The organism is Collinsella ihumii, assembly GCF_030385545.1.
Classification (GTDB): domain Bacteria; phylum Actinomycetota; class Coriobacteriia; order Coriobacteriales; family Coriobacteriaceae; genus Collinsella; species Collinsella ihumii.
Genome location: NZ_JAUEIQ010000001.1, coordinates 367,768 through 388,980, shown reverse-complemented (window position 1 = coordinate 388,980; position 21,213 = coordinate 367,768). Strand labels below are relative to the sequence as shown.

The following is a 21,213-nucleotide window of genomic DNA, read 5'->3' as shown; positions in this document are numbered from 1 at the left end:
AGGAGCCCGCCATGCCCAAGACGACACCCGACCGCCGCCAGCGCGGAGACGACCTCACCCGCCGCGAGCGCGGACGCGCCGCGCGCGAGGCATGCCCCCGCTCCTCGCACGGGGCCTGGACTGTCGAGGAGCACCGCGACGAGGTCATCGACCTGATCGAGGAGCAGTCCTCCGAGCGCGTCCAAGAACTCATCGGGCTGCGCTACGAGCGCATGGGGGCCTCCCCCTTCACGTTCTATCGCGGCAGCGCCATCATCATGGCGCACGACCTGGCGAGCACGCCGAGCACCGGCATCGAGGTCCAGTGCGTGGGCGACGCGCACATCGCGAACTTCGGGATCTTCTCGAGCCCCACCAGGCACCTGGTCTTCGACATCAACGATTTCGACGAGACCGCTCCCGGCCCGTGGGAATGGGATATCAAGCGCCTCGCCGCGAGCGTCGAGATCTGCGGGCGCGACCGAGGCTTCGACCCGTCGGAGCGAGAGGATGCCGTGCGCGCCTGCGCCAAGGCGTACCGCAAGAACATGGCGCGCTTCGCCGAGATGCGCGAGCTCGATATCTGGTACGCGCATCTCGACGTCGAGCAGACCGTCGGCCAGTTTGAGGAGGAGCTCAACGGCAAGCAGAGCAAGACGCTCCGCCGCGCCATAGAGAAGGCGCGCGCAAAGGACAACGTCCGGGCGGCCGACAGGCTCGCCCGCTGCCGCGAGGACGGGACGATGCGCTTTCTCAGCGAGCCGCCCGAGCTCGTCCCACTCGACGACCTCGGCCGGTTCGAAGGGGCCGACAGCGCCGAAGTGGCCCGCCGCATCGGAGCGCTGTACGCCAGCTATCTCGATAACCTTTCGTATGACAAGCGCTGCCTGGTCAACCGGTACCGTCCCGACGACATCGCGCGCAAGGTCGTCGGCGTGGGCAGCGTGGGAACCCGCGCCTGGGTGGCGCTGCTGCACGGCAAGGACCGAGACGATCCGCTGGTTCTGCAGATCAAGGAAGCGGGGGCGTCGGTGGTCGAGCGGTTCTATCGCGCCGCCCCGTTCTCGTCCCACGGCGAGCGCGTCGTCCAGGGGCAGAAGCTCATCCAATCGACCAGCGACATCCTGCTCGGATGGACGGGCATCGAGCTTCCCTGCGGCCGCACGCGCGACTACTACGTGCGCCAGCTGTGGAACGGCAAAGGCTCGATCGACCTCGAGAAGATCGGAGAGGAGGGCCTTGCCAGCACGGCGCGCCTGTGCGCCTGGGCGCTCGCGCACGCGCACGCGCGCACCGGGGACGGCGTGGCCATCGCGGCGTATCTGGGAGACGGAAACGCCTTCGACGATGCACTCTGGGAGTTCTCGCAGGCCTACGCAGACCAAAACGAGGCCGACTACCGGCTCTTCTGCGAACGCCTGCTCTCCTAGCGAGACATCGATCGATTCATTTCCGCACACGGCGGCGCCCTCGCCCAAACGCGCCCCCGCGTCTTCCGCGAAGAACGACGCGGGGGCAGGTGACACAGAGCGGACCGTTTGGCACGCTAACTCCTTTTACAGACCCCCTTTAGCGTGCCAAACAGCCCGTTTTATGTCATCGGCCCCTCTTCGCCCCCATCCCGAGGAGGAAGGCGCGAGCTGATCGGTCCCCTCCTCGGGAAATATCGATCAGTAATCTTGGGCGGCGGGGCTGTCCATCCACTCCTGCTGGAACTCGGCATAGCGGCCGTCGATGATGGCTTGGCGCGCACGGCGCATGAGGTCGAGCAGGAAATAGATGTTGTGCATCGACAGCAGGATGCCGCCGAGCATCTCCTTTTGCGTCACCATGTGGCGGATGAGCGCACGGCTGTAGCCGCCGGTGCACACCGGGCAGGTGCACTGCGGGTCGATGGGCCCCGCGTCGCGAGCAAAGCGCGCGTTGCGGAAGTTCAGACGGCCCTCGTGAGAAAACGCCGTGCCCATGCGCCCGGTGCGCGTCGGCAGCACGCAGTCGAACATGTCGATGCCGATCCCGACGCCGCGCACCAGCGTCGTGGGATTGCCCACGCCCATGAGGTAGCGGGGCTTGTGCTTGGGCATGTACTCGGACGCAAGCGGCGTCAACGACTCGAACATCGTCTCGTGGTCCTCGCCCACCGAATAGCCGCCGATGCCGTAGCCCGGGAAGTCTCCGCACTCCTCGAGATGGCGCAGGGAGCGCAGGCGCAGGTCGAGATGCATGCCGCCCTGCACGATGCCGAAAAGCGCCTGGTCGGGACGGGAGTGCGCGGCGTAGCAGCGCTCCGCCCACATGCTGGAGAGCTCCACGGCACGCTCGACGTAGGCGCGCGTGGCCGGATAGCCCGGGCACTGGTCGAGCTGCATGCAGATGTCGGATCCGAGCTTCTGGGCGATCGCCATATTGTCCTCGGGCGTCCAGAAGATATGCGACCCGTCGTAGTCGGTTGCGATGAAGCGCACGCCGTCATCGGTCAGCTTGACGGCGTCGCCATGGGAAAACACCTGGAAGCCGCCCGAATCGGTCAGGATCGGCCCGTGCCAGTTCATGAAGGTGTGCAGGCCGCCGAGCTCATCGATCAGGTCCTCGCCGGGGCGCATGGCCAGGTGGTAGGTGTTGGCGAGCACGATCTGCGCACCGAGCGCACGCACGGTCTCGGTGGGGATGCCCTTAACGTTGGCCTTGGTACCCACCGGCATGAAGATGGGCGTCTCGATATCGCCATGCGGCGTGTGCAGGATGCCCGCGCGCGCATGCGTCTTGGGATCCTCGGCGACGATATCGTAGGTGAACAGGCTCTGGTCCATGAGGCCTCCTTGTTACAGCGATGCTTCGACCAGCCATTCTACTATGGTGACATATGCGGGATGAATCCCTATCGCCCGCTCCTCCACAATTCCGAAGATACGGCTGGCTTGGGCTGCCCGTCGAACACGCGCGCCACCGAATCCGCCTCACGCGTCTGATGCTCTTGGATGCTGAACTTGAATTCCATGGTCATAACCTTTGCGGGTACAATTCGTATAGTTTCCGAGCGAACGATGGAGGCAATCTTGGTCCGCCCCTATGCTGAATTCCCTGATGAGACGGTCATCGCATACAGCGACATACGCGATGACTGCACGGTCGAGATCCTCATAGAGCGTCCCCGCAATTGGGGCTTCGACAGCGCGCGCTGCCTTATGCCCGCATACCGCTGGCTCGATGTCGACGGGTTCTCCGAGAGCGACCTCGATGACCTCGAGTCGTTCCTGCGCGACAATGCGCCCCTCATCTTTGAGTTCGCAAGCGATCCCGAAAGCGGATGGAGAGCCGCCTGATGCCGACGATCCTCACACTCGGACGCTACGTTCTGTTCTTTTGGATGAATGAACCCGACGAGCCGGTTCACATCCATGTCGCCGTTCGCAGGCCAACGGAGCATGCCACGAAGTTCTGGCTGACCGAAGACGGCGGTTGTATCCTTGCCAGCAACGGGAGCAACCTTCCCAATAGGGAGCTGAGAAAGCTCGCGAACTTCATCGCGCTTAACCACGGACGCATCTGCGACGCGTAGAAGAATGTCTTCAAGACCGATATGCTACGCTTTTACCGATAGCCGATCGCCCATATCTACACCGCTCTCGTGATGGTGGCGGGGCTATACGTTTTGAAGAGCTCGCCGAAGTTGGAAACGGCGTCGTCGCCCGCGATATTTCTTATGCCTACTGAGAAGCAGATGCGGACGAGTTTGCATCATGCCTTGCGCATCCCTCGGCGGCAAGGGAAACACTGATTGATTGTTTTCACAGTGGTTGGTTCCGTGGCGGACACCTAGATGTCCGGGCGGCAGGTGCGACCCCGCGCGCGTCTTTCCCTGCCGACCGGGCCCCGGGGCGCGCGAGGGGACGCCGTATCCGCCCGCGTGCGAAACCGCACCCTAGTAAAAGGTTTTACCAGGGTGCACGGGCGCCTTACTCTGAATTTGGTATCAACTCGCGGGCAATAAGGGCCGCTCACGAGCGGATCGGAGGCAACTCCCGGTGCCTCCGAGATCGGCTGGATAAAGAAACCGCAGGTCATGGGCTTGTCAGATATGGTCGTTTTCCACTCATACTTCCCAACTTGATACCAAATTCATTTTCAATAAATATTGAGCCCTCTTTCCTGCGGTTTCGTGCTGTGGCTTCCCCACCGCGCGCATACGGAGCCCCTGAATCCGCCCGTCACGTAGTAGCAGCGCACGCAAGATGCCCTCGGAAAGGCTGCAAGCCCGTATCGGCCAATAAGCCAGCGCTTCCCTACCGTTCACCTGCCGCATTCAGCAGGGTCGCCACGCAGTCCGCCATTCCGTCAGCGGCAGAGCGGATGTTCGCGATCCATGGAGCCAGGCGCCCATCGCCTGCGGCCTCGGCTTCCAGCACGTCGCAGTTTGCCATCATCGCCATGAGCGGCGTCTTGAGCTCATGCGATGCCGAGATGACGAACTCCTGCTCCCGCTTGCGCGCCGCATACACGGGGCGCAGCAGATGGCCGGCGGCGATCCAAAGGACTGCTGCGGACGCCACCGACAGCACGATGGTCGCAGCGATGCAGCGAAACGCGATTCCTCGCAGGTAGTCGTAATGATAGGAGATATCGATGAAGGTATAGACCCGATCGCCCGCATCGGAACCGGCGGCATCCGCGGCGACCTCCGCGTCCTCAATCGCGCCGGTGGGCGACACCATGATGCCGTCCTCCGACTCCCCCGCCGGCTGCCAGGTGCCCAGCCACGTGCAGCCGGCATACTCGAACGGCGCGGATCCCTTCTCGTCACGCAGGCCGACGAGCTCGGATAAGTCCTTCGAGGTGAACGTCGTCTCCGAGTCGGGCGTCCACGTGAACTGATCGCCGGCCGCGGGCAGAGCCACCTCCAGCACCTCGCCCGCATCGTTTACAAGGGCTCTCCAAACGGTCTCCGACGGATAGATCCCGCCGGACGGCAGCGTCACCTCGCGGGCATCGAGCCTATCCGCCGAAACGCCCGAGAACGGAGCGTTCGAGGCGTCCTCGAGCCTCGCGCGATAATCGCTGAGATTCGCGTCCACCACCACATAGCACAAGGCGGCCATGCAGAGCGCGACGCAAACCGTGAGCGCCCCTGCGGCCGCAGCGACGATGCGACGACGAAAACGCTTGAGCTCATGATCTTTCACGGCTCTCCCCCTCCTCTTCCAGCACGTAGCCCATGCCTCGCACCGCCCGGATGCGCACGGGCGCGCCGACTGCGCGCAGCTTCGCGCGCACGAGCGACACCTGCACGTCCAGCCGGGTGTCCGACGCCGCGTCGTCCGGCCCCCACACCGCGAGCTCAAGGCGCTCTCGCGTGATCGTGTGCCCGGCAGTGCGCATCAGCGCCTCGAGCACCAGGCCCTCTTTGGGTGTGAGCGCCACCGACACGCCCTCATGCTGCAGCTCGCGCGATTCGGGAACGTAGCAAAGGCTCAGCTCTTGAATGGCCGTTGCCGTGTCGGGCGCTCCGCGGCGGCGCAACACGGCGCGGATACGCGCCAGCAGCTCGTCCACGTGGAAGGGCTTTGCCAGATAGTCATCGGCGCCCGCATCGAGCCCGCGTATGCGATCGCGCACATCGCCACGAGCCGTCAGCAAAATGACCGGCGTGTCGATGCGCTCGCGGCGCAGCTTTGCGAGCATCGACAGGCCGTCGAGCTGCGGAAGCATGATGTCGAGCACGATGGCGTCATAGGCTCCCGTGCGCGCGAGCTCGAGCCCCCGCGCACCGTCGCAAGCCGCATCGACGGCATAGCCGGCGTGCCCGAGCGCGTGGGCGAGCGGCTCGGCGACCAAACGCGCATCCTCTACCAGTAGGATTCTCATACTCATCCCCTCAGTTCGAGTCGCCTTGCGCAGAGCGAGGCGGCCCGAGATGAATCGATCGTTGGTTCCTTAAACCTCGGACCCCGATGCTCCGTCTTCTGCGATTGGCTCGGGCACGATGACCGTCAGATCGGGCGCGAACTCCCCCGGATCAGCGGTCCCGTCAAGCGCCCGATATGACCCGACAGCGTAGGTAATCATGCCGTCTCGCCTGCTCAGCTCGGCGCCCAACGTGATGACGACACCCTGCTCGACCGGATCGGCGCTCGCCGTTCGAGACGCGCCCAGCACCGCTGCCGATCCGACGACGGCGCAGCACGCGCTCGCGACCGCCAGCGTTCTCATCATCGTCTTCTTCCGTGTTCCCATCCTATGCCTCCTCAAGTGGTAGATATATCCGGGTGGCCACCCTGAGCACATCTTACGAGGCGAAGATTGAGGAAAGCTTTAGGCCGGCCGACGAAATCGGAAGATCGTTCAGAAAAGGGATGGGATGCAGCCGCGCAAAACAAAGCGCCCGTCGGCCGAAATGGCCGACGGGCGCCCTCAGTCACAGGTCGTGCCGCGCATCTACCCAGCGAGCTTTGCCGCGAAGTCCGCGAGCGTACCGGGGATGTCGATCTGCTGCGGGCAGACCGCCGCACAGCTGCCGCACCCGATGCAGGCGTCCGGGCGCTTGTCCTCGGGCAGCGTGTTCACGTACATGCTGGGGATGAACCCGCCCTTGCCGCCGGTCACGATGGCCTCGTTGTACATCTCCAGCAGCTTGGGGATGTCGAGCCCCTGCGGGCAGTGGCTCGTGCAGTAGTGGCACGCGGTGCACGGCACGGTGCCGCGACCGAGCATCTCGTCCACAACCGCCTGCAGCGCCGCGGACTCCTCCTCGTTCAGCGGCTTATCCTCGGAGAACGTCTGGATGTTCTCCTTCAGCTGCTCGAAGTTTGACATGCCGGACAGCGTCACGCAGACCTCGGGGATGCCCTGGATGAAGCGGAACGCCCACGCGACCGTGGACTCGTCGGGGCGCAGCTCGTGCAGGTGCGCGCTCTCCTCATCGGTGATCTGCGCAAGCTTGCCGCCGCGCACCGGCTCCATGACCCACACGGGCAGGTTGTACTTGCTCAGCAGCTCGACCTTGCCCTTGGCGTCCTGGAACTCCCAGTCCAGGAAGTTCAGCTGGATCTGGCAGAACTCCATGTGCTCGCCGTACGCCTCCAGGAAGCGCTCCATCACCGGGATGGCGCCGTGGGCGGAGAATCCCAGATGGCGGATGCGGCCGGCCTCCTTCTGCTTAAGCAGGTAGGCGACGATGCCGTGGTCGAGATTGAGGTACTCGTCGATATTCATCTCGCACACGTTGTGGATGAGATAGAAATCGAAGTACCCCGCACCGGTCTTCTCGAGCTGCTTCTCGAAGATCTCCTCGACCTTGTCCATGTTCGACAGGTCGTAACCGGGAAACTTGGTGGCGAGGTAGAAGGAGTCGCGCGGATGGTGGGCGAGCGCAGCACCCATCGCGATCTCGGAATTGCCGCCATGATAGCCCCACGCGGTGTCGAAGTAGTTGACGCCCTGCTCCAACGCGTAGTCGACCATCTCGTCGACCGCGGCCTGATCGATCTTGGTGTCGTCGCCGTCGACAACCGGCAGGCGCATCGCGCCAAAGCCGAGCGCGGACAGCTTCATGCCCTGAAAGTCCTTGTACAGCATCTGTTTTCCCCTCTGTACGCGTGCACAACACGAAAGACCGCAGCACACGGCGCGGCCCTGCGCATATGGTAGAACCTGGACCGCGCTCCAAGTCAATCGGGTCGCGCAACATCCGCGCGCCGTTTTTGTACTTGACGTAAACGCTCGCAGACGCGCGCCGCGCCATCCCCGCGTGTCCCCTCAAGGGTTTATTATGGTGCAGTGAAACATATGCGCGCTGCCATAGCGGCGCGTTTGAGAGATGGAGCGACCATGAGCGACGAGCGTACAACCAAACAGCCCGGCGTTTGGGACGAAGATATACAGGCAGGCGAAGAGGCGCAGGAGGGCGCGTCGGTCGACGACGGCGATGAGGCCGCCGAGACGGACGCCGCCGTCGACGAGGAGCCCGAAGCAGAAGAGCCGCTCTACCTCGCCGAGGACGAGGACGATGCCATCGACGAGGAGGACGATGCCGAGGGTGACGACCCTGAGGACAGCGCCCCTGACGCAGGCGAGCCCGCAGACGACGAGACCCCGGCAGAAGACGAGGACGACCTGCCCGCCGACCTCGATGAGGACGGCGCAGACGAGGCCGACGGCGATGAGCCCGAGGCCCCGCATGCCGCTGCCGACGACGCGGAGCCGGAGTACTACGGCAGCATGCCGCGCTTTCTGACGCGCGAGGAGTACGAGAACTTCGGCGATGACCCCGAGCCGCTGCCCGAGGGATTCGAGGTCATCGAGGGAGGCGCGGGCAACACGGGCAGCATGCCGCCCGTCTCCGCCGCACCCTCCCCCGCCCCCGCCGAACCCGAGCAGCACGGCCCGTCCAAAGGCGAGCATTTCGCGCGCGCCGCGTCCGAGGCGGCAAGCGCCGCGTCGGTCGCCGCCAAGGAGGCCGCGAGCACGGTCAACGCGTTCATCAGGCAGGGCGTCGGCGCCGTGCGTGAGATGAGCGACGCCAAGCGCGCCCACGCCGAGGCGCGCGAGCAGCTCGAGGAGCTCAAGCACCGCATCACCGACCAGACTGCCGAGCTCGAGCACCGTCGCGACGTCACCGAGCGCTATCCCGAGATCATCCAGGAGCAGACGACGCGCAAGTCGAGCGCCGCGGCATCGATCAAGGCCGCTCAGGCGCTCCAGAAAACCATCCAGGACAACATCGACATGCTCAAAAAGCAGCTCGATGACATGCGCGCGAGCGACGAGGCGACCGAAAAGCGCCTCAAGTCGGCCCTGGAGGCCGCCGAGAACCGCGAGGAATCCGCCCGCGACGCCGCCAACCGCCTCAAGCGGCGCCTTTCCGACGCGCAGCGCGCCGTCGAGAAGGCGCAGGAGGCCAAGGCGACGAACATCGAGACGGCCCAGCATGCGGTCGAGGCGGCAAACGCGCGCCTCAACACGCTCCGCGAGGAATACGCCGAGCTGCAGCGCAACCCCTCGGCGAACTCCGCCGCCTACAGCGTGCGCGACAACCAGCTCTCCGCCGAGATCGCCGACGCCACCGAGGAGCTGCGCCGCGCCAAGGAGAACCTGCCGCGCGTGACCGCGGACGCCGAAGCGACGCTTCTGGCCGCCAAGTCCGCGCTTGCCGAGGCCGAGAGGCCCGTCGCCGAGGCCAAGGACTCCTTCCGCGGCATCGCCGACGAGACGGGCAACGCGCGCGATGCGCTCGAGGCGTCCCGCAAGGAGGCCGCCGACCGCCAGAAGGCCCTCAAGAGCAAGATCTCCGAGCAGGAGCGCGCCTACCGGGATCAGCAGCGGGCTCAAGAGGAGGCGCAGGCAGAGATCGCCGACGCCGACGACACCATCACCAAGGCCGCCGAGATCCACGACAACCCCGACGTCACCGACCGCATCGCCGCATCGCTTGCCGCCGACACCGCCGAGCACGACGAGCTCATGCAGCAGGTCCAGGCCCTCGCGGAAACCGAGGCGAACGTCCGCGAGCGCACGCGCGACTCGCGCGTGAAGTTCATCGGCGCCATCGCCGCCGTCATCGTCGTGATCGTGATCATCGCGGCCATCTGGTTCGCGCTCACGTAGATGCGCTGGCTCGGCATCGACGGGGGCGGCACCAAGACCGCGTTCTCCATCTACGACGAAAGCCTTCGGCAGGTCGACCGCATCGTGCTGCCGACCTGCCACTATGCGCAGGCGGGCCTGCCGGGCATGCGCGCGGTGCTCGCCGAGGGAACCGAGCGCGCCATCGCGACCGGGCATCTGGGCCCGCGCTTTGGCATCGGGTTTTCCATCTGCGGGTTCGGCGAAGATGCCGAGGCGGACCGCGCCGCGAAGGACGCCGCGCGCGATATCGCGCAGGGGCGGCCCTATGTGCTCGTCAACGATGTCGAGGCCGCTTGGGCTGCCGGACTCGACATGCGCGACGGCATCGCCCTGATCGCCGGCACCGGCTCCATCGCGCTCGGCGTGCGCGCAGGGCGCACCGTGCGCTGCGGCGGCTGGGATTTCGAGATCGGCGACGAGGGCAGCGGCGGCTGGATGGGTCGCGAGGTGCTGCGCGCCTTCACGCGGCAGGCCGACGGCCGCGATGCCCGAGGACCCCTGTACGACCTGGTGCGTCGCGAGCTTGCCCTCGAGAGCGATTTCGACATCATCGGACGCGCCCGCACCCTGCTCGCCGACCGCACGCAGACGGCCGCGCTCAGCCGTCTGGCAAGCGAAGCCGCGTGCGCAGACGACTCGAGCGCCCGGGCGATCTTTGAACGCGCGGCTGCCGAGGAGGCGGATATGGTCGGCGCCATCGTGCGCCAGCTGTTCCGCGACCTCACAGACAGCCCGGCAGCGGTTCCGGTCGCCTATATCGGCGGCACCTTCAACGCGGGCGATCTCATCTTGAATCCGCTTGCCGACGCGCTCCCCTCCTGCTGCCGGCTCGTCGCCCCCGTCCACGAGCCGGACCTCGGCGCGGTCCTTATCCTGCGTGACCGCCTGAATAAAGTCCGCTGAGCCGGGACGTTCCAGGACGGGGCCAACCCCGCCAATTGAAAAGCTACGACACGCGCTCGAGCGTCACCGCGGTGCCGCTCGCCGTGACCATGAGCATGCCGCCCTGGCCGAGCACCTCGTAGTCAAGGTCGACGCCCACCACGGCGTGGGCCCCGAGCTCGGAAGCGCGCCGGCCGAGCTCGTCGAGCGCCTCCTCGCGCGCGGAGATCAGCTCGTCCTCATAGCCCTTGCTGCGCCCGCCGACCAGGTTGCGCAGGCTCGCGCCGATATCCTTGATGAAGTCGATGCCTGCGATGACCTCGCCAAACACGATGCCGTAATACCCGCTGATGCGGTACCCCTCGACGTTGGGTGTGGTCGTGATGATCATGGCTCCACCTTTCTATCCGAGACGGCCCGGCATCAGCCGCCGGGTCGTCTTGCGGTACAAGCGCGCCTACTGCTCGATGGCCGTCACGGGACGCACCAGCGCCGCGCCAACATCTTCGGCGACCGCCGTCGCGTCCTCATCCTCCTGCGATCCGTCGGCAGTCGGCGCCTCCTCGGCCGTGCAGGTGAAGGCGATCTGGTCGCCCACCCGGTAGCGCACGATGGAAAGCAGGTCGGGCAGGGCAAAATCGTAGATGTCGGAGGAGCCCTCGAGCGTTACGTAGAAATGGGAGTTGCCGTCGATGACTGCCTGCGCGATCGTCGCGATCTTGCCCTCGACCCGCTGCTGCACGCCCGACGCCTCGGCCTGCTCATCGGAGAGCGTTCCGTCCGCAGCGAGCATCTGCAGATAGCTATCCTGGCAGGCGGCGACCGTCGAGCCCGTAGCGACATTCTGGTAATGCTCGACGTTGAGCATCGCGTACATCTTCACCAGGCCGGCATCGTCCTTCATGGCCATGAAATACGTGGGCTGACCGGCCACGTTAAGCAGCAGCGGGAACGTCGCCTGGTAGCGCAGGTTCTGGAGCTCGCCCTCGGCACTCGCCATCGCGGAGTCCTCGGTCGCCCCCGCGACGGGATAGAAGTGGGACTCGCCCGTGCGCTGGTTCACGAGGATGAACCCGACGTTCGAGCTGTCGGCGGTCACGCTCGACACGCCGGAATACAGGTAGATGTCCTCACCCTGCGCCAGGTAGTTGTAGCCCAGCTCGCCGTCGGTCCCGCGCGTGGTCCGCACCACGTCGCGCTGGCCCAGCCACGAGTTGAGCCAGCCGTTCACGTAGGCCCCGCTCCAGTTGTACTGCTGGATGATGAGGTCGCTCGGATACGCGCGGTCGACCCACGTGGGGACGTCCTCGACCGCGTAGTCCGCCGTCTCGCCGGTGCAGGCGTTCACGAGCACCACGCGCTGGATGGTCGTGCCCTCGAACAGGCCGATGGTGCGGCGCTGCACGGGATAGACCCACCACGGCGTGCCGCCCTCGTCGAGCTCGAACGACTTCTGGTCGAACATGTAGGTCGGGTACTTGAGCTGCACGTAGCGGTCGACGTTGCGCGCGAGCGGCTCGGACTCGCTGTACTTGATGGGCTCGTCCAGCCGGACGACCTCGGCCTCCTGGGTCACCATGTCGACCAGCACGTAGGCCGGGATGCCCGACTCGCGGTTCGAGAACCATTTGAACAGGTCGGCGTAGATCAGCGGGCTCACGCGCACCGGGCGGCCCTGGTAGTTGATCTGGCTGTAGGCATCCGAGATCTCGAACTGGCTCACGTACTCGGGGATCGAGCCCATGGCGCGGGCGCCGAGCAGGATGGCCGACGCGCGGTCGATCACCGGCACGTCGGCGTAATCGACCTCCTGGATGTCCTCGGCGAAATCGCCGTCGGTCGTCTCGAGCACCGTGGCGTAGCGCTCCGCGTTGCCCGGAATGAACGGGAATCCAGCGACGACGCCCACCACGAACGCCGCGATCACGGCGATCGGCACGATGATCAGGCGGCGCAGCAGCACCTCGTGCTTCGTCGAGCGCATCGAGAGCACCTTGAGCGCAAAGGCCGCGACGGCGGCGATTCCCAGAATCCAGCTCCAGACCTGCGGGCTCTGCAGGTTGAGCGCAGGATGGAACCACCAGTAGCTCGCGGCGAGCACGACGACGAGCACGATGCAGGCCACGATCAGGGCCCGCTTGCTCCATTGCGCCAAGCGGTCGAGCAGGTCGCCTCCCGCATGTCCTCGCGGCCCGCGCGACGAGCGGCGCTTTCCGCCCCCTGAGCCGCTCGAGGCCGACGTCCCCTTCTTGTCGTCCCCCTCGGTATCGTCCGCGTCGCCGATCACCGCGTCCACCGGTATGGCGTCGTCGCCGTCTCTGTCCTCGGGCACGGGCATCCCCATCATGCGAAGCAATCTGAACAGGTCTTCATGGTCGTTGGCCATGGGTTCGCTCCTTCGTAGCGGTTCGACTCACGAGGCTATGATACCCAAGTGCGCGCATGCCCAACGATGGGGAGGGCCAGCTTCTTAGGGAAGCGCTGGCCAACGCACCGTCCTTCCCTCTGCTGCGCCGGAGGACCCCGGGGGATGCCGCACTCCGTGGGAAAAGTGGCTAGAAATTTCTGTTTTGCTGTAAGCCGGGCGCGGCGGAGATGTCCGTATAAACCGTTTTGGCTGAATTGGCTGGCTGCGAAGCTGGTTTCTGGACCCAAAGATCCCCGAATCGGGCGCTCCCGGGGAGAAATCGGTGCCGGCGGCGGGCTTCCGACCCCTCCATCCAAGCTCAGCTACAGCAAAATAGAAATTTCTAGCCACTTTCGCCCGGAAGAGGTCGCGGCAGGGGCCATGCGGGCGCTCCCGATCGGAATTAACCAGCGTTCCCTACCGTTCGGCCATGGCCCTGAGCACCCAGTCGACCGGTCCGGGCTGGAGCCTGCGGCGCACGTCGCGCAGGCGTTCGGGGATGTCGATCCGCTGGGGGCAATGGCGCGTGCAGGCGCCGCACCCCACGCAGTTGCTCGCAAGGCGCGGCGAGCCGGTGCGGATGGCGCTCGCCGTGAAATACTGCTGCACGCCCGTGAACCAGCTGTGGGCGAAGCTCGCGTTGTACGCGGCGAAGCATCCGGGGATGTTGACGCCGTGCGGGCAGGGCATGCAGTAGCTGCAGCCGGTGCACGGGATGCGATTGGCCTGCTCGATGTGGCCGAGCGCCTCCTGGACGACCCCGAGCTCGGACTTCCCCATGCTGCCGAGCAGGGCGCGGCAGGCGATCCGGGCGTTGTCGGCAACCTGCTCGGCGCTCGTCATCCCCGAAAGCAGCATGGTCACCTCGGGATGGTTCCACACCCACGATAGCCCCCATGCGACGGGCGTCGTCAGGTGCCCATGGGACGCCGCGTCGAAGACGCGCTGCGCCGCGCGCGGAAGCTTGGTCGCCAGACGGCCCCCGAGCAGTGGCTCCATGATGAACACGGCCATCCCCCGCCAGGCAGCGGCCTTGAGGCCCGCGGTCCCCGCCTGATAATGCTCGTTGGCGTAGTTGTACTGGATCTGGCAGAAATCCCAATCGTAGGCGTCGAGCACCACCGGGAAGTCGACGGCGCTGCCGTGGAAGGAGAATCCGATCTGGCGGATGCGCCCCCGTTCCTTCTGGGCGGCTATCCAGTCCTCGATCCCCAGGCCGCGCACCCGTTCCCACTGGCCCGGGCTCGTGATGTTGTGCATGAGGTAGTAGTCGATATGATCGGTTCGAAGACGGCGCAGCTGCTCGTCGAAGAAGCGATCGAAGTCGTCTGCGCGCTTGCAGGAGGCATGGGGCAGCTTGGTCGCCAGGAACACCCGGTCGCGCATGCTGAGCTTCTCGAGCGTCGCCCCCACGACGGCCTCGTTGCCCGGATACAGGTAGGCGGTGTCCAGATAGTTGATGCCCGTCTCCACCGCCGCCGAGATGATCGAGGCGGCCGCCCGGGCGTCGGGCTTGCCCAGGGCAAAACCCGGGATGCGCATGCAGCCGAGCCCCAGCGCCGAAATCCTGTTGCCGCTTTTAGGGTCGATTCGATACTGCATTCATCCTCCTGTACAACCCATCGCCCCCTGGAAGCAGGACCCGGCGCCAAAACGCACCGCCTAGGCGACCGCGTCCTTCATCTTCTTGATCAGCTCCTTTTTCGAAGAGCAGACCACGAGCTTGCCGTCGATGCGCGCGAACGTGCGCCCGGAGTCGGCGTCCTTCTTCTTGACGCACGCGTGCACGCAGCCCTCTTTCCAGTAGCTTTTGTCGATGGTCCCCTTGAGGTCCTTCGGCGAGATGCCCGAGCACTTCTTGCAGAACTTGATAACCGTCTTTCCCATGATGGCTCCCCAACATAGTCGCAGCCCGTTAATTGCTATCGGGATTGTTGCATATTGCAAAACGTTTGCCAAGGGAAACTTCGATAAGGCTCCTTAGGGAGACAGCCCCGATCAGTGACGGTCGCGATACCACCGGACGAACACGGCGATGGCGAGCGCCACGAACACGACGGGCAGCAGACGTAGCGCGCCGACGAGCACCGTGCCCAAAAACGACAGCACCAGCGATATGACGGCGGCTATCACAAGCAGGATGCCTAGGTAGACCAATAATTCCATGTACGTCTCCTCCATGTCGTCTTTCTCCCCCATTATCCCCTATTACCTTGTCCCCTGTGACCAAAGACCTCCCTTGCCCTTCGAAACCGCTACACTGGATGAAACGTCCGGGAGATGGAGGCCGCACATGGGACTGTTGGATCGCATTCGCGCATGGGGCTCGGCAGACGACACGAAGGCGCCCACGGTGCGAAGCCCCCAAGAGGCACAGCTCATCGAAACCATGCAGGACCGCATCGGCGACCCGCTGCACGAGGAGCGTCCCATCCGACTCTACCTGCGCTTCACCGGGGAGGTGCAGGGCGTGGGATTCCGCTGGACCAACATGGGGCTCGCGCGCGAGCACGGCATGACGGGCTGGGTCATGAATCTGTCCGACGGCTCGGTCGAGATGGAGATCCAGGGAACTCCGAAGCAGGTCATCGTCCATCTTGACGAGCTCCATGCGTATTACCGACGGTTCGCCAACCGCATCTGGCTTGAGGAGAAGCGCGAGATTCCCGTGATCGCGGACGAGACGTCGTTCGAGGCGCGCTACGAGCCCGGCATCACTCTATAATGGTTCGGCTTGATGTCCGTTCAGAAAGGATCCAACGCTTGAACGTCACCATCTATACCGACGGCGCCGCACGCGGCAACCCCGGCCCCGGCGGATACGGAGCCGTGCTGCGCTACACCGCTCCTTCGGGCAAGGTGCACGTGCTCGAACTGTCGCGCGGATACGAGCGCACCACCAACAACCGCATGGAGCTCATGGCGGTCATCGCCGCGCTCGAGGTGCTCAACCGCCCCTGCACCGTCGAGCTGCACTCCGATTCGCAGTACGTGGTGAACGCGTTCAACAAGCACTGGATCGAGGGCTGGCAGAAGCGCGGCTGGAAAACCGCGGCGAAGAAGCCGGTGAAGAACCCCGACCTGTGGCGGCGCCTGCTCGCAGCGAAGCAGCAGCACCAGGTCACCTTCGTGTGGGTCAAGGGCCACGCCGGCCACACCTCCAACGAGCGCTGCGACCAGCTCGCCACGAGCGCCGCCGACAACGGGCCGCTCTATGTCGACGAGGGCTTCGTGGAGGGCGACGTCGATTAGCGGCGCCTTTTAGGGGGATGGGTCGAAACGAACCCGTCCCCACATGACCCATCCAAAAAAGCACCAAAGCAGGTGTCATTTTATGGAGACGGACGCCATACCTTGATTCGGGCTTTTTCTTTTGCTGAAATGCACATGAGGTCAGTTGAAAAGGAGGGCGCCATGACGGTGCAGCGCAGGAACACCAAGCAGCGCACGCTCGTGCTCGACGCGGTGCGCTCTCGCAACGACCACCCCACCGCCGAGGACATCTACCTCGACGTCCGTCGCCAGGACGACAAGATCAGCCGGGCCACGGTCTACCGCAATCTGCGCCTTCTGGAAGACACCCATGCGATCACCTGCGTCAAGGCGCCCGGCGGCGACCGCTTCGACCTGCGTCTCGACGCGCACGCGCACGTCGTGTGCACCGAATGCGGAGCCGTCATCGACGCCACGCTCCCCTATGATGAGTCGGCCGACGACGCCGTCGCAACCGGCACCGGCTACGCCGTCACGGGGCACAGCACCATCTTCACCGGCATCTGCCCGAACTGCCAGCGCGCGGGAAACCCTGAACAGTAGCCTTCGCGATCAGTCGCGCGAGATACCCTTGAGCCGTTCGAGGATGAGGTTCAGCGAGCGGTACATCTGGATGCGCTGGATGTCGCCAAGCTCCTCGCCCGCCTCCGCGACGACGCGGCGGATGATCTCACCCACCGTATCGGTGACCTCGCGGCCGCGCTTGGTCAGGCGCACCGGAGCCCGGTAGCGCGACCCCGTCTTCTGCTCGCCCGCGACCTCGACGAAACCGTCCTCCTCCAGATGGGCTAGCGTGCGCGAGACCGCGGCGCGCGTGATGTCCGCCTCGCGCGCAAGCTCGGATCCGGTCAGCCCCTCCTCATGCTGCCCCAGGTAGTACAAGCACATGATGTCGGACCCTTTGAGGCCCAGCTTGGAGGCCTCGACCGTCTTGATGCGCTGGATCTCTTTGGAGATCAGCGTGATGAGGCCCACGAAATCCTCGAATCGCTCCGTCTCCACGAGGCCTCCTTCCATCCAGAACTTGTTAACGCGTCAACATTCATTCTATCGATGTGTTCCCGCAGGTCAAACGCGGTCAACCGGTCTTCACAGACGCGACAAAGGAGGAGATGGGCAGGCGGCGATCCGGTCGCCCGCGCCCCGAAAACGGCGAACCCGCCCGCCGCAATCGAGTGCGGCGGGCGGGTTCGTAAGAAGGCAAGGGCGGTGATGCGCCTTAGCGGTTCTTCTTGGCGAGCTCCTTGAGGTCGACGCCCGGATAGCGCGTGTTGAAGTTGTCCTTGAACTTCTGCGCCAGCGCCTCGGCCTCGCGGTCGTACGCCTCGGGATCCTCCCAGGTATCGCGCGGGTTGAGCAGCTCGGTGGGAACGCCGGGGCAGGCGATGGGCACCTCGACGTCGAACAGGTCGTTGTGGCGATAGCCCGCGATGTCCAGCTCACCGGTCTGTGCGGCCTTGACGAGCGCACGGGTGTGGAACAGCGCGATGCGGTGGCCGACGCCGTAGGGGCCGCCGGTCCAACCGGTGTTCACGAGGTAGACGCGCGTGTTGTTCTGCGCGATCTTCTCGCCCAGCAGGTAGGCGTACACCATGTGGTCGAGCGGCATGAACGGCTCGCCGAACAGCGCGGAGAACGTGGGCTGCGGCTCCTTGACGCCCAGCTCCGTGCCGGCGACCTTGGCGGTGTAGCCGGTCAGGAAGTGGAACATGGCCTGCTCGCGGGAAAGCTTGGAGATCGGGGGCAGCACGCCGTAGGCGTCGGCGGTCAGGAACAGCACGACGCTCGGGATCTCGCCGGTGCCGGACTCGACGACGCGCTCGATGTGCTCGAGCGGATAGGCGGCGCGGCCGTTCTCGGTGATGGAGCTGTCGGAGTAGATGGCGGCGCGGGTGCGACGGTCGAGCTTGACGTTCTCGGACACCGAGCCGAAGCGGATGGCGTCGAAGATGTCCGGTTCGCGCTCACGCGTGAGGTCGATGGTCTTGGCGTAGCAGCCGCCCTCGATGTTGAACACGCCGCGCGGGCTCCAGCCGTGCTCGTCGTCGCCGATAAGCAGGCGCTCGGGGTCGGCCGACAGCGTGGTCTTGCCGGTGCCGGACAGGCCGAACAGGATGCAGGTCCTGCCGGTGTTGGGGTCGACGTTCGCCGAGCAGTGCATGGGCAGCACGCCGTCCTCGATGGGCAGCAGGTAGTTCATCATCGTGAAGACGGCCTTCTTGATCTCACCGCAGTACCCGGTGCCGGCCACGACGATCTTCTTCTTGTTCATATCGAGGATGACGGCCGCGGGCTCGACGCCGTCGCGGTCGCGAGAGCACACGTAGGAAGGCGCGGCGAAGACCAGGATCTCGGGACGACCGAAGACCTCGAGCTCGTCCTTGGTGGGACGAACGAGCATGTTCTGGATGAACAGGGCCTGATGCGCGCGCTCGCACACGACCATGACCTTACGGGCGTACTGACGGTCGGCGCCGGCGTAGCCGCGGATGACGAACAGGTGGCGACGCTGGGACATGTAGCGGGTCACGTTCTTGCGGACGCGCTTGTAGGTCTTGTCGTCGATCGGCTTGTTCGTGGGGCTGTTCCAGTTGACGTTCTTCTCGGCGGCCCCGGCGTCGACGATGTAGCGATTCTCGGGGGAGCGGCCGGTGAAGGCACCCGTGCTGACCGAGAGGGAGCCGGTCGAGGTGAGGTAGCCCTCGTGGTGAGAAATGGCGTGCTCGATGAGCTTGGCAGGGCTCCAGTCGACGTGCACGCGATCGATGTCGCAGTCGATGCCCGATTCCAACAGTATGGTCTCGATCATAAGCAGCAACCTTTCATACTCGGCGCAATGCTTGGCGCAAGGCGCCTTACTAAATAAACCCACGTTGGATGGGGCGTTGTCCCGAGAGGACAGCGCACTTGCTACATAATACCTGCACAAGTGACTCCCCGTATAGCGAGATATCGGTGAAAGAACAGCAACAGGGCACAAATGTACCGGATACCTATTCGAGGGTCGCACGAGGCTCCGAGAAATGGTATAAAGGTGCGTTTCATTTCGCCGGGGCGCTCGATGGCCCGCCGAACGGCCCCCTGCCGCGCCGCGCCGGATCCGCGCACCTCCATCTGCAACTCCGACGGTATCACCCGGTCGGAGTTGCACCACATGGCACGCGGTGCGGAATGAACCGGTCGGTAGCCCGAGGGCCAACCGCTCCCCTACAGCATCGTGCCCGCCATCGCGATCAGCGACATCGCGACCAAAAAGCCCAGCGCATACGGCAGGACGGAGCGCAGGAGCTCCGCGTCCTTCCCCACCACGCGCACCGAGGCGAGGCCGATGGCGAGGGTCTGCGGCGAGAGCATCTTGCCCGCCGCGACGCCGAGCTCGTTCAGGGCGACCACCCAGTACGGATCGGCCCCGAGCGCCGAGGCGGCCTGCGCCTGCACGGGACCGAACAGCATGCCGGAGCTCGTTCCCGAGCCGGTCACGAAGGCGCCCACCATGCCGATCCACGGAGCCACCAGAGGATAGAGGCCCCCGGTCATCTGGATGCAGAACGCGGAGATGGACGAGATCATGCCCGCGTAGCCCATCACCTTGGCGCACCCGAGCACCGCGAGCATGGTGACGACCGTCGGCATCATCTGCCGAACCGTGGCGGCGAACACCCGAGCCATCTGGCCCGCCCCCGCGCCCTGGATGCGCCCGCCCGCCAGCGCGGCGACGATGATCCACACGCCGGGCGTGTTCACCCAGGAAAACGACAGCGAGCCGGGGTCCGCGCCGGTGTACACGACGACCGTCGAGCTGAATTGCGCGAGCCAAGCGTTGAGGGGCGCCACGAGCTTCGAGGTCCCCATGAGGAGCACGAAGATCAAGATGAAGGTGGACCAGGCGACGAGCGCCTCGCGGATGCCGACCGCCTGCGACCGGTCGACCTTCATATGGAACCGCGCGTCGAGCACGTCGGCCCGCTCTGCGCGCATGCCCAGCAGGGCCGTGCAGGCAAGCGAGCAAATGGAGCCGACCACGACCGAGAGCTCGGGTCCCACCAGCGCGGCCACGACCGCCGTGGGCACGATGAACGACACGCCCGAGACGAGGGCGATGACGCCGACGCCCCGCATGCGGACGGCAAACGAGGCGGTCTGGGTGTTGCCCGACCCCGCCACGAGCACGATCAGGAAGGGCGCCGCGATGAAGAACGGGGCGAGCTGGATCGCCTCGGTGAAGGCGAGCCGCGCGGGGTCGAGCCCCACGAGGCCCGCGAGCGAGACCGTCGGGATGCCGATGGACCCGTAGGGCGTGGGCACGCCGTTGGCCAGCAGGCAGACGAGCACCGACGACAAGGGGCTGAACCCGAGGCCCACGAGCATGCCGGCGGGGATGGCGACCGCGGTACCGAAGCCCGCCATGCCCTCCATGAAGCCGCCGAAGCACCAGGCGATCAGCAGGGCGAGAATACGGCGGTCGCTCGAGATGGAGCAGATCATCCTGCCGATCACATCCATCGCACCCGTGCTCACGCACAGGTTTTAGGCGAAGACCGCGGCGATGATGACCAAGACGATCGGCCAGAGCGCCATGCAGAAGCCCTCGAGGCTCGCCGTCGCCACCTCGCGCAGAGGCAGATGCCACAAGAGGAACGCGAGGACGCAGGCGATGAGAAATGAGCCGATGGCGGCCTTCCACGCGGGAAGCCTGAAGACGAGCAGGACGACCACCAGCCACAGGATCGGGGCGAGCGCCAAGATGAATGCGAGCAGATCCATGGGACTCCTTCGCGATGAAAAACCGGAATGGAAAATAATTTCGATATCAACACCATCAGCATACCGCAACAGCCGTCATGAAAACGCGCCGTCGCCATGAAACCGGCGCATGGCTATCTGCGCCGAACTGTCTTCGCCGCGGCAGCGCGTCTTCCGGGAAGGGCAAACGGTCCGCTTTATGTCACTGACCCCCTCCTCGGAAGACGCCGATCGATACATCTCCGCGCCGCGATTCGGCGCCACCCCGGCGGCCCCCTACCAATATGGAACGAAACGGCAGATGTGGC

At 65.2% G+C, this 21,213-nt stretch carries 20 protein-coding genes and 1 pseudogene; 8 read left to right on the top strand and 13 right to left on the bottom strand.

Going from position 1 to position 21,213, the window contains the following annotated elements:
• Window positions 1-11 precede the first annotated feature (11 nt).
• A complete protein-coding gene (locus QVN30_RS01740) occupies window positions 12-1,409 on the top strand; it encodes a DUF2252 domain-containing protein (RefSeq protein WP_289835204.1) in 1,398 nt (465 codons plus the stop codon).
• Between the two features lie 240 nt (window positions 1,410-1,649).
• Here the strand turns inward: QVN30_RS01740 and tgt are convergent, their stop codons facing one another.
• On the bottom strand, window positions 1,650-2,789 hold the full coding sequence (gene tgt / locus QVN30_RS01735) for a tRNA guanosine(34) transglycosylase Tgt (RefSeq protein WP_289835202.1): 1,140 nt from the start codon (window positions 2,787-2,789) through the stop codon (window positions 1,650-1,652).
• 234 nt (window positions 2,790-3,023) lie between these two features.
• Between tgt and QVN30_RS01730 the strand changes: the two genes are divergently transcribed.
• Entirely contained in the window at window positions 3,024-3,302 is a 279-nt protein-coding gene (locus QVN30_RS01730) for a hypothetical protein (RefSeq protein WP_289835199.1), read from the top strand.
• The gene (locus QVN30_RS01725) at window positions 3,302-3,538 is read left to right on the top strand and encodes a DUF4160 domain-containing protein (RefSeq protein ID WP_289835197.1); all 237 of its coding nucleotides are present in this window, start codon (window positions 3,302-3,304) and stop codon (window positions 3,536-3,538) included. The genes QVN30_RS01730 and QVN30_RS01725 overlap by 1 nt, the downstream gene beginning before the upstream one ends.
• A gap of 724 nt (window positions 3,539-4,262) precedes the next feature.
• Here the strand turns inward: QVN30_RS01725 and QVN30_RS01720 are convergent.
• The 4 genes from QVN30_RS01720 to QVN30_RS01705 form a co-directional block, all read right to left on the bottom strand.
• Window positions 4,263-5,159, bottom strand: coding sequence for a histidine kinase dimerization/phospho-acceptor domain-containing protein (locus QVN30_RS01720; protein WP_289835195.1), 897 nt, complete (start codon window positions 5,157-5,159; stop codon window positions 4,263-4,265).
• On the bottom strand, window positions 5,146-5,841 hold the full coding sequence (locus QVN30_RS01715; protein ID WP_289835193.1) for a response regulator transcription factor: 696 nt from the start codon (window positions 5,839-5,841) through the stop codon (window positions 5,146-5,148). The genes QVN30_RS01720 and QVN30_RS01715 overlap by 14 nt, the downstream gene beginning before the upstream one ends.
• Before the next feature lie 69 nt (window positions 5,842-5,910).
• Window positions 5,911-6,210 (bottom strand): hypothetical protein, encoded by a 300-nt coding sequence (locus tag QVN30_RS01710; protein ID WP_289835192.1) that lies wholly within the window; start codon window positions 6,208-6,210, stop codon window positions 5,911-5,913.
• A gap of 201 nt (window positions 6,211-6,411) precedes the next feature.
• On the bottom strand, window positions 6,412-7,551 hold the full coding sequence (locus tag QVN30_RS01705) for an aldo/keto reductase (protein WP_289835190.1): 1,140 nt from the start codon (window positions 7,549-7,551) through the stop codon (window positions 6,412-6,414).
• A gap of 252 nt (window positions 7,552-7,803) precedes the next feature.
• On the opposite strand from QVN30_RS01705, the gene QVN30_RS01700 reads away from it, so the two are divergent.
• Together QVN30_RS01700 and QVN30_RS01695 are read left to right on the top strand one after the other, a co-directional pair.
• Window positions 7,804-9,579 (top strand): hypothetical protein, encoded by a 1,776-nt coding sequence (locus tag QVN30_RS01700; protein ID WP_289835188.1) that lies wholly within the window; start codon window positions 7,804-7,806, stop codon window positions 9,577-9,579.
• On the top strand, window positions 9,580-10,503 hold the full coding sequence (locus QVN30_RS01695; RefSeq protein ID WP_289835186.1) for an N-acetylglucosamine kinase: 924 nt from the start codon (window positions 9,580-9,582) through the stop codon (window positions 10,501-10,503).
• Window positions 10,504-10,546: 43 nt separating this feature from the next.
• On the opposite strand, the gene QVN30_RS01690 is transcribed toward QVN30_RS01695, so the two are convergent.
• The 5 genes from QVN30_RS01690 to QVN30_RS01670 form a co-directional block, all read right to left on the bottom strand.
• The gene (locus QVN30_RS01690) at window positions 10,547-10,873 is read right to left on the bottom strand and encodes a heavy metal-binding domain-containing protein (RefSeq protein ID WP_087199772.1); all 327 of its coding nucleotides are present in this window, start codon (window positions 10,871-10,873) and stop codon (window positions 10,547-10,549) included.
• Window positions 10,874-10,939: 66 nt separating this feature from the next.
• Window positions 10,940-12,868 (bottom strand): Tat pathway signal sequence, encoded by a 1,929-nt coding sequence (locus QVN30_RS01685; RefSeq protein WP_289835185.1) that lies wholly within the window; start codon window positions 12,866-12,868, stop codon window positions 10,940-10,942.
• A 438-nt stretch (window positions 12,869-13,306) separates the two neighbouring features.
• Window positions 13,307-14,491 (bottom strand): aldo/keto reductase, encoded by a 1,185-nt coding sequence (locus tag QVN30_RS01680; RefSeq protein ID WP_289835184.1) that lies wholly within the window; start codon window positions 14,489-14,491, stop codon window positions 13,307-13,309.
• A gap of 60 nt (window positions 14,492-14,551) precedes the next feature.
• The gene (locus QVN30_RS01675; protein WP_066834379.1) at window positions 14,552-14,776 is read right to left on the bottom strand and encodes a hypothetical protein; all 225 of its coding nucleotides are present in this window, start codon (window positions 14,774-14,776) and stop codon (window positions 14,552-14,554) included.
• A gap of 111 nt (window positions 14,777-14,887) precedes the next feature.
• Complete coding sequence (locus tag QVN30_RS01670) at window positions 14,888-15,070, bottom strand: hypothetical protein (protein ID WP_147569711.1); 183 nt, start codon at window positions 15,068-15,070, stop codon at window positions 14,888-14,890.
• Between the two features lie 112 nt (window positions 15,071-15,182).
• Between QVN30_RS01670 and QVN30_RS01665 the strand changes: the two genes are divergently transcribed.
• From QVN30_RS01665 to QVN30_RS01655, 3 genes are all read left to right on the top strand, one after another.
• Window positions 15,183-15,614: an acylphosphatase gene (locus QVN30_RS01665; RefSeq protein ID WP_066834375.1), complete on the top strand. Its 432-nt coding sequence runs from the start codon at window positions 15,183-15,185 to the stop codon at window positions 15,612-15,614.
• Between the two features lie 38 nt (window positions 15,615-15,652).
• Window positions 15,653-16,141 (top strand): ribonuclease HI, encoded by a 489-nt coding sequence (gene rnhA / locus QVN30_RS01660; RefSeq protein WP_289835183.1) that lies wholly within the window; start codon window positions 15,653-15,655, stop codon window positions 16,139-16,141.
• A gap of 162 nt (window positions 16,142-16,303) precedes the next feature.
• On the top strand, window positions 16,304-16,705 hold the full coding sequence (locus QVN30_RS01655; RefSeq protein WP_204565124.1) for a Fur family transcriptional regulator: 402 nt from the start codon (window positions 16,304-16,306) through the stop codon (window positions 16,703-16,705).
• 9 nt (window positions 16,706-16,714) lie between these two features.
• Here the strand turns inward: QVN30_RS01655 and QVN30_RS01650 are convergent, their stop codons facing one another.
• From QVN30_RS01650 to QVN30_RS01640, 3 genes and pseudogenes are all read right to left on the bottom strand, one after another.
• A complete protein-coding gene (locus QVN30_RS01650; RefSeq protein WP_204537606.1) occupies window positions 16,715-17,164 on the bottom strand; it encodes a MarR family winged helix-turn-helix transcriptional regulator in 450 nt (149 codons plus the stop codon).
• A 217-nt stretch (window positions 17,165-17,381) separates the two neighbouring features.
• The gene (gene pckA, locus QVN30_RS01645; RefSeq protein ID WP_239456131.1) at window positions 17,382-18,971 is read right to left on the bottom strand and encodes a phosphoenolpyruvate carboxykinase (ATP); all 1,590 of its coding nucleotides are present in this window, start codon (window positions 18,969-18,971) and stop codon (window positions 17,382-17,384) included.
• 398 nt (window positions 18,972-19,369) lie between these two features.
• A pseudogene (locus QVN30_RS01640) lies at window positions 19,370-20,926 on the bottom strand (L-lactate permease).
• Window positions 20,927-21,213 lie beyond the last annotated feature (287 nt).

What these genes read in the sequence shown, in the direction of transcription:
- tgt (WP_289835202.1), bottom strand. Translation starts at nt 2,789, where the DNA reads ATGGACCAGAGCCTGTTCACCTACGATATCGTCGCCGAGGATCCCAAG.
- QVN30_RS01715 (WP_289835193.1), bottom strand. Translation starts at nt 5,841, where the DNA reads ATGAGAATCCTACTGGTAGAGGATGCGCGTTTGGTCGCCGAGCCGCTC.
- QVN30_RS01740 (WP_289835204.1), top strand. Translation starts at nt 12, where the DNA reads ATGCCCAAGACGACACCCGACCGCCGCCAGCGCGGAGACGACCTCACC.
- QVN30_RS01705 (WP_289835190.1), bottom strand. Translation starts at nt 7,551, where the DNA reads ATGCTGTACAAGGACTTTCAGGGCATGAAGCTGTCCGCGCTCGGCTTT.
- QVN30_RS01675 (WP_066834379.1), bottom strand. Translation starts at nt 14,776, where the DNA reads ATGGGAAAGACGGTTATCAAGTTCTGCAAGAAGTGCTCGGGCATCTCG.
- QVN30_RS01680 (WP_289835184.1), bottom strand. Translation starts at nt 14,491, where the DNA reads ATGCAGTATCGAATCGACCCTAAAAGCGGCAACAGGATTTCGGCGCTG.
- QVN30_RS01670 (WP_147569711.1), bottom strand. Translation starts at nt 15,070, where the DNA reads ATGGAGGAGACGTACATGGAATTATTGGTCTACCTAGGCATCCTGCTT.
- QVN30_RS01655 (WP_204565124.1), top strand. Translation starts at nt 16,304, where the DNA reads ATGACGGTGCAGCGCAGGAACACCAAGCAGCGCACGCTCGTGCTCGAC.
- pckA (WP_239456131.1), bottom strand. Translation starts at nt 18,971, where the DNA reads ATGATCGAGACCATACTGTTGGAATCGGGCATCGACTGCGACATCGAT.
- QVN30_RS01710 (WP_289835192.1), bottom strand. Translation starts at nt 6,210, where the DNA reads ATGGGAACACGGAAGAAGACGATGATGAGAACGCTGGCGGTCGCGAGC.
- QVN30_RS01690 (WP_087199772.1), bottom strand. Translation starts at nt 10,873, where the DNA reads ATGATCATCACGACCACACCCAACGTCGAGGGGTACCGCATCAGCGGG.
- QVN30_RS01700 (WP_289835188.1), top strand. Translation starts at nt 7,804, where the DNA reads ATGAGCGACGAGCGTACAACCAAACAGCCCGGCGTTTGGGACGAAGAT.
- QVN30_RS01725 (WP_289835197.1), top strand. Translation starts at nt 3,302, where the DNA reads ATGCCGACGATCCTCACACTCGGACGCTACGTTCTGTTCTTTTGGATG.
- QVN30_RS01730 (WP_289835199.1), top strand. Translation starts at nt 3,024, where the DNA reads ATGGAGGCAATCTTGGTCCGCCCCTATGCTGAATTCCCTGATGAGACG.
- QVN30_RS01685 (WP_289835185.1), bottom strand. Translation starts at nt 12,868, where the DNA reads ATGGCCAACGACCATGAAGACCTGTTCAGATTGCTTCGCATGATGGGG.
- QVN30_RS01665 (WP_066834375.1), top strand. Translation starts at nt 15,183, where the DNA reads ATGGGACTGTTGGATCGCATTCGCGCATGGGGCTCGGCAGACGACACG.
- QVN30_RS01695 (WP_289835186.1), top strand. Translation starts at nt 9,580, where the DNA reads ATGCGCTGGCTCGGCATCGACGGGGGCGGCACCAAGACCGCGTTCTCC.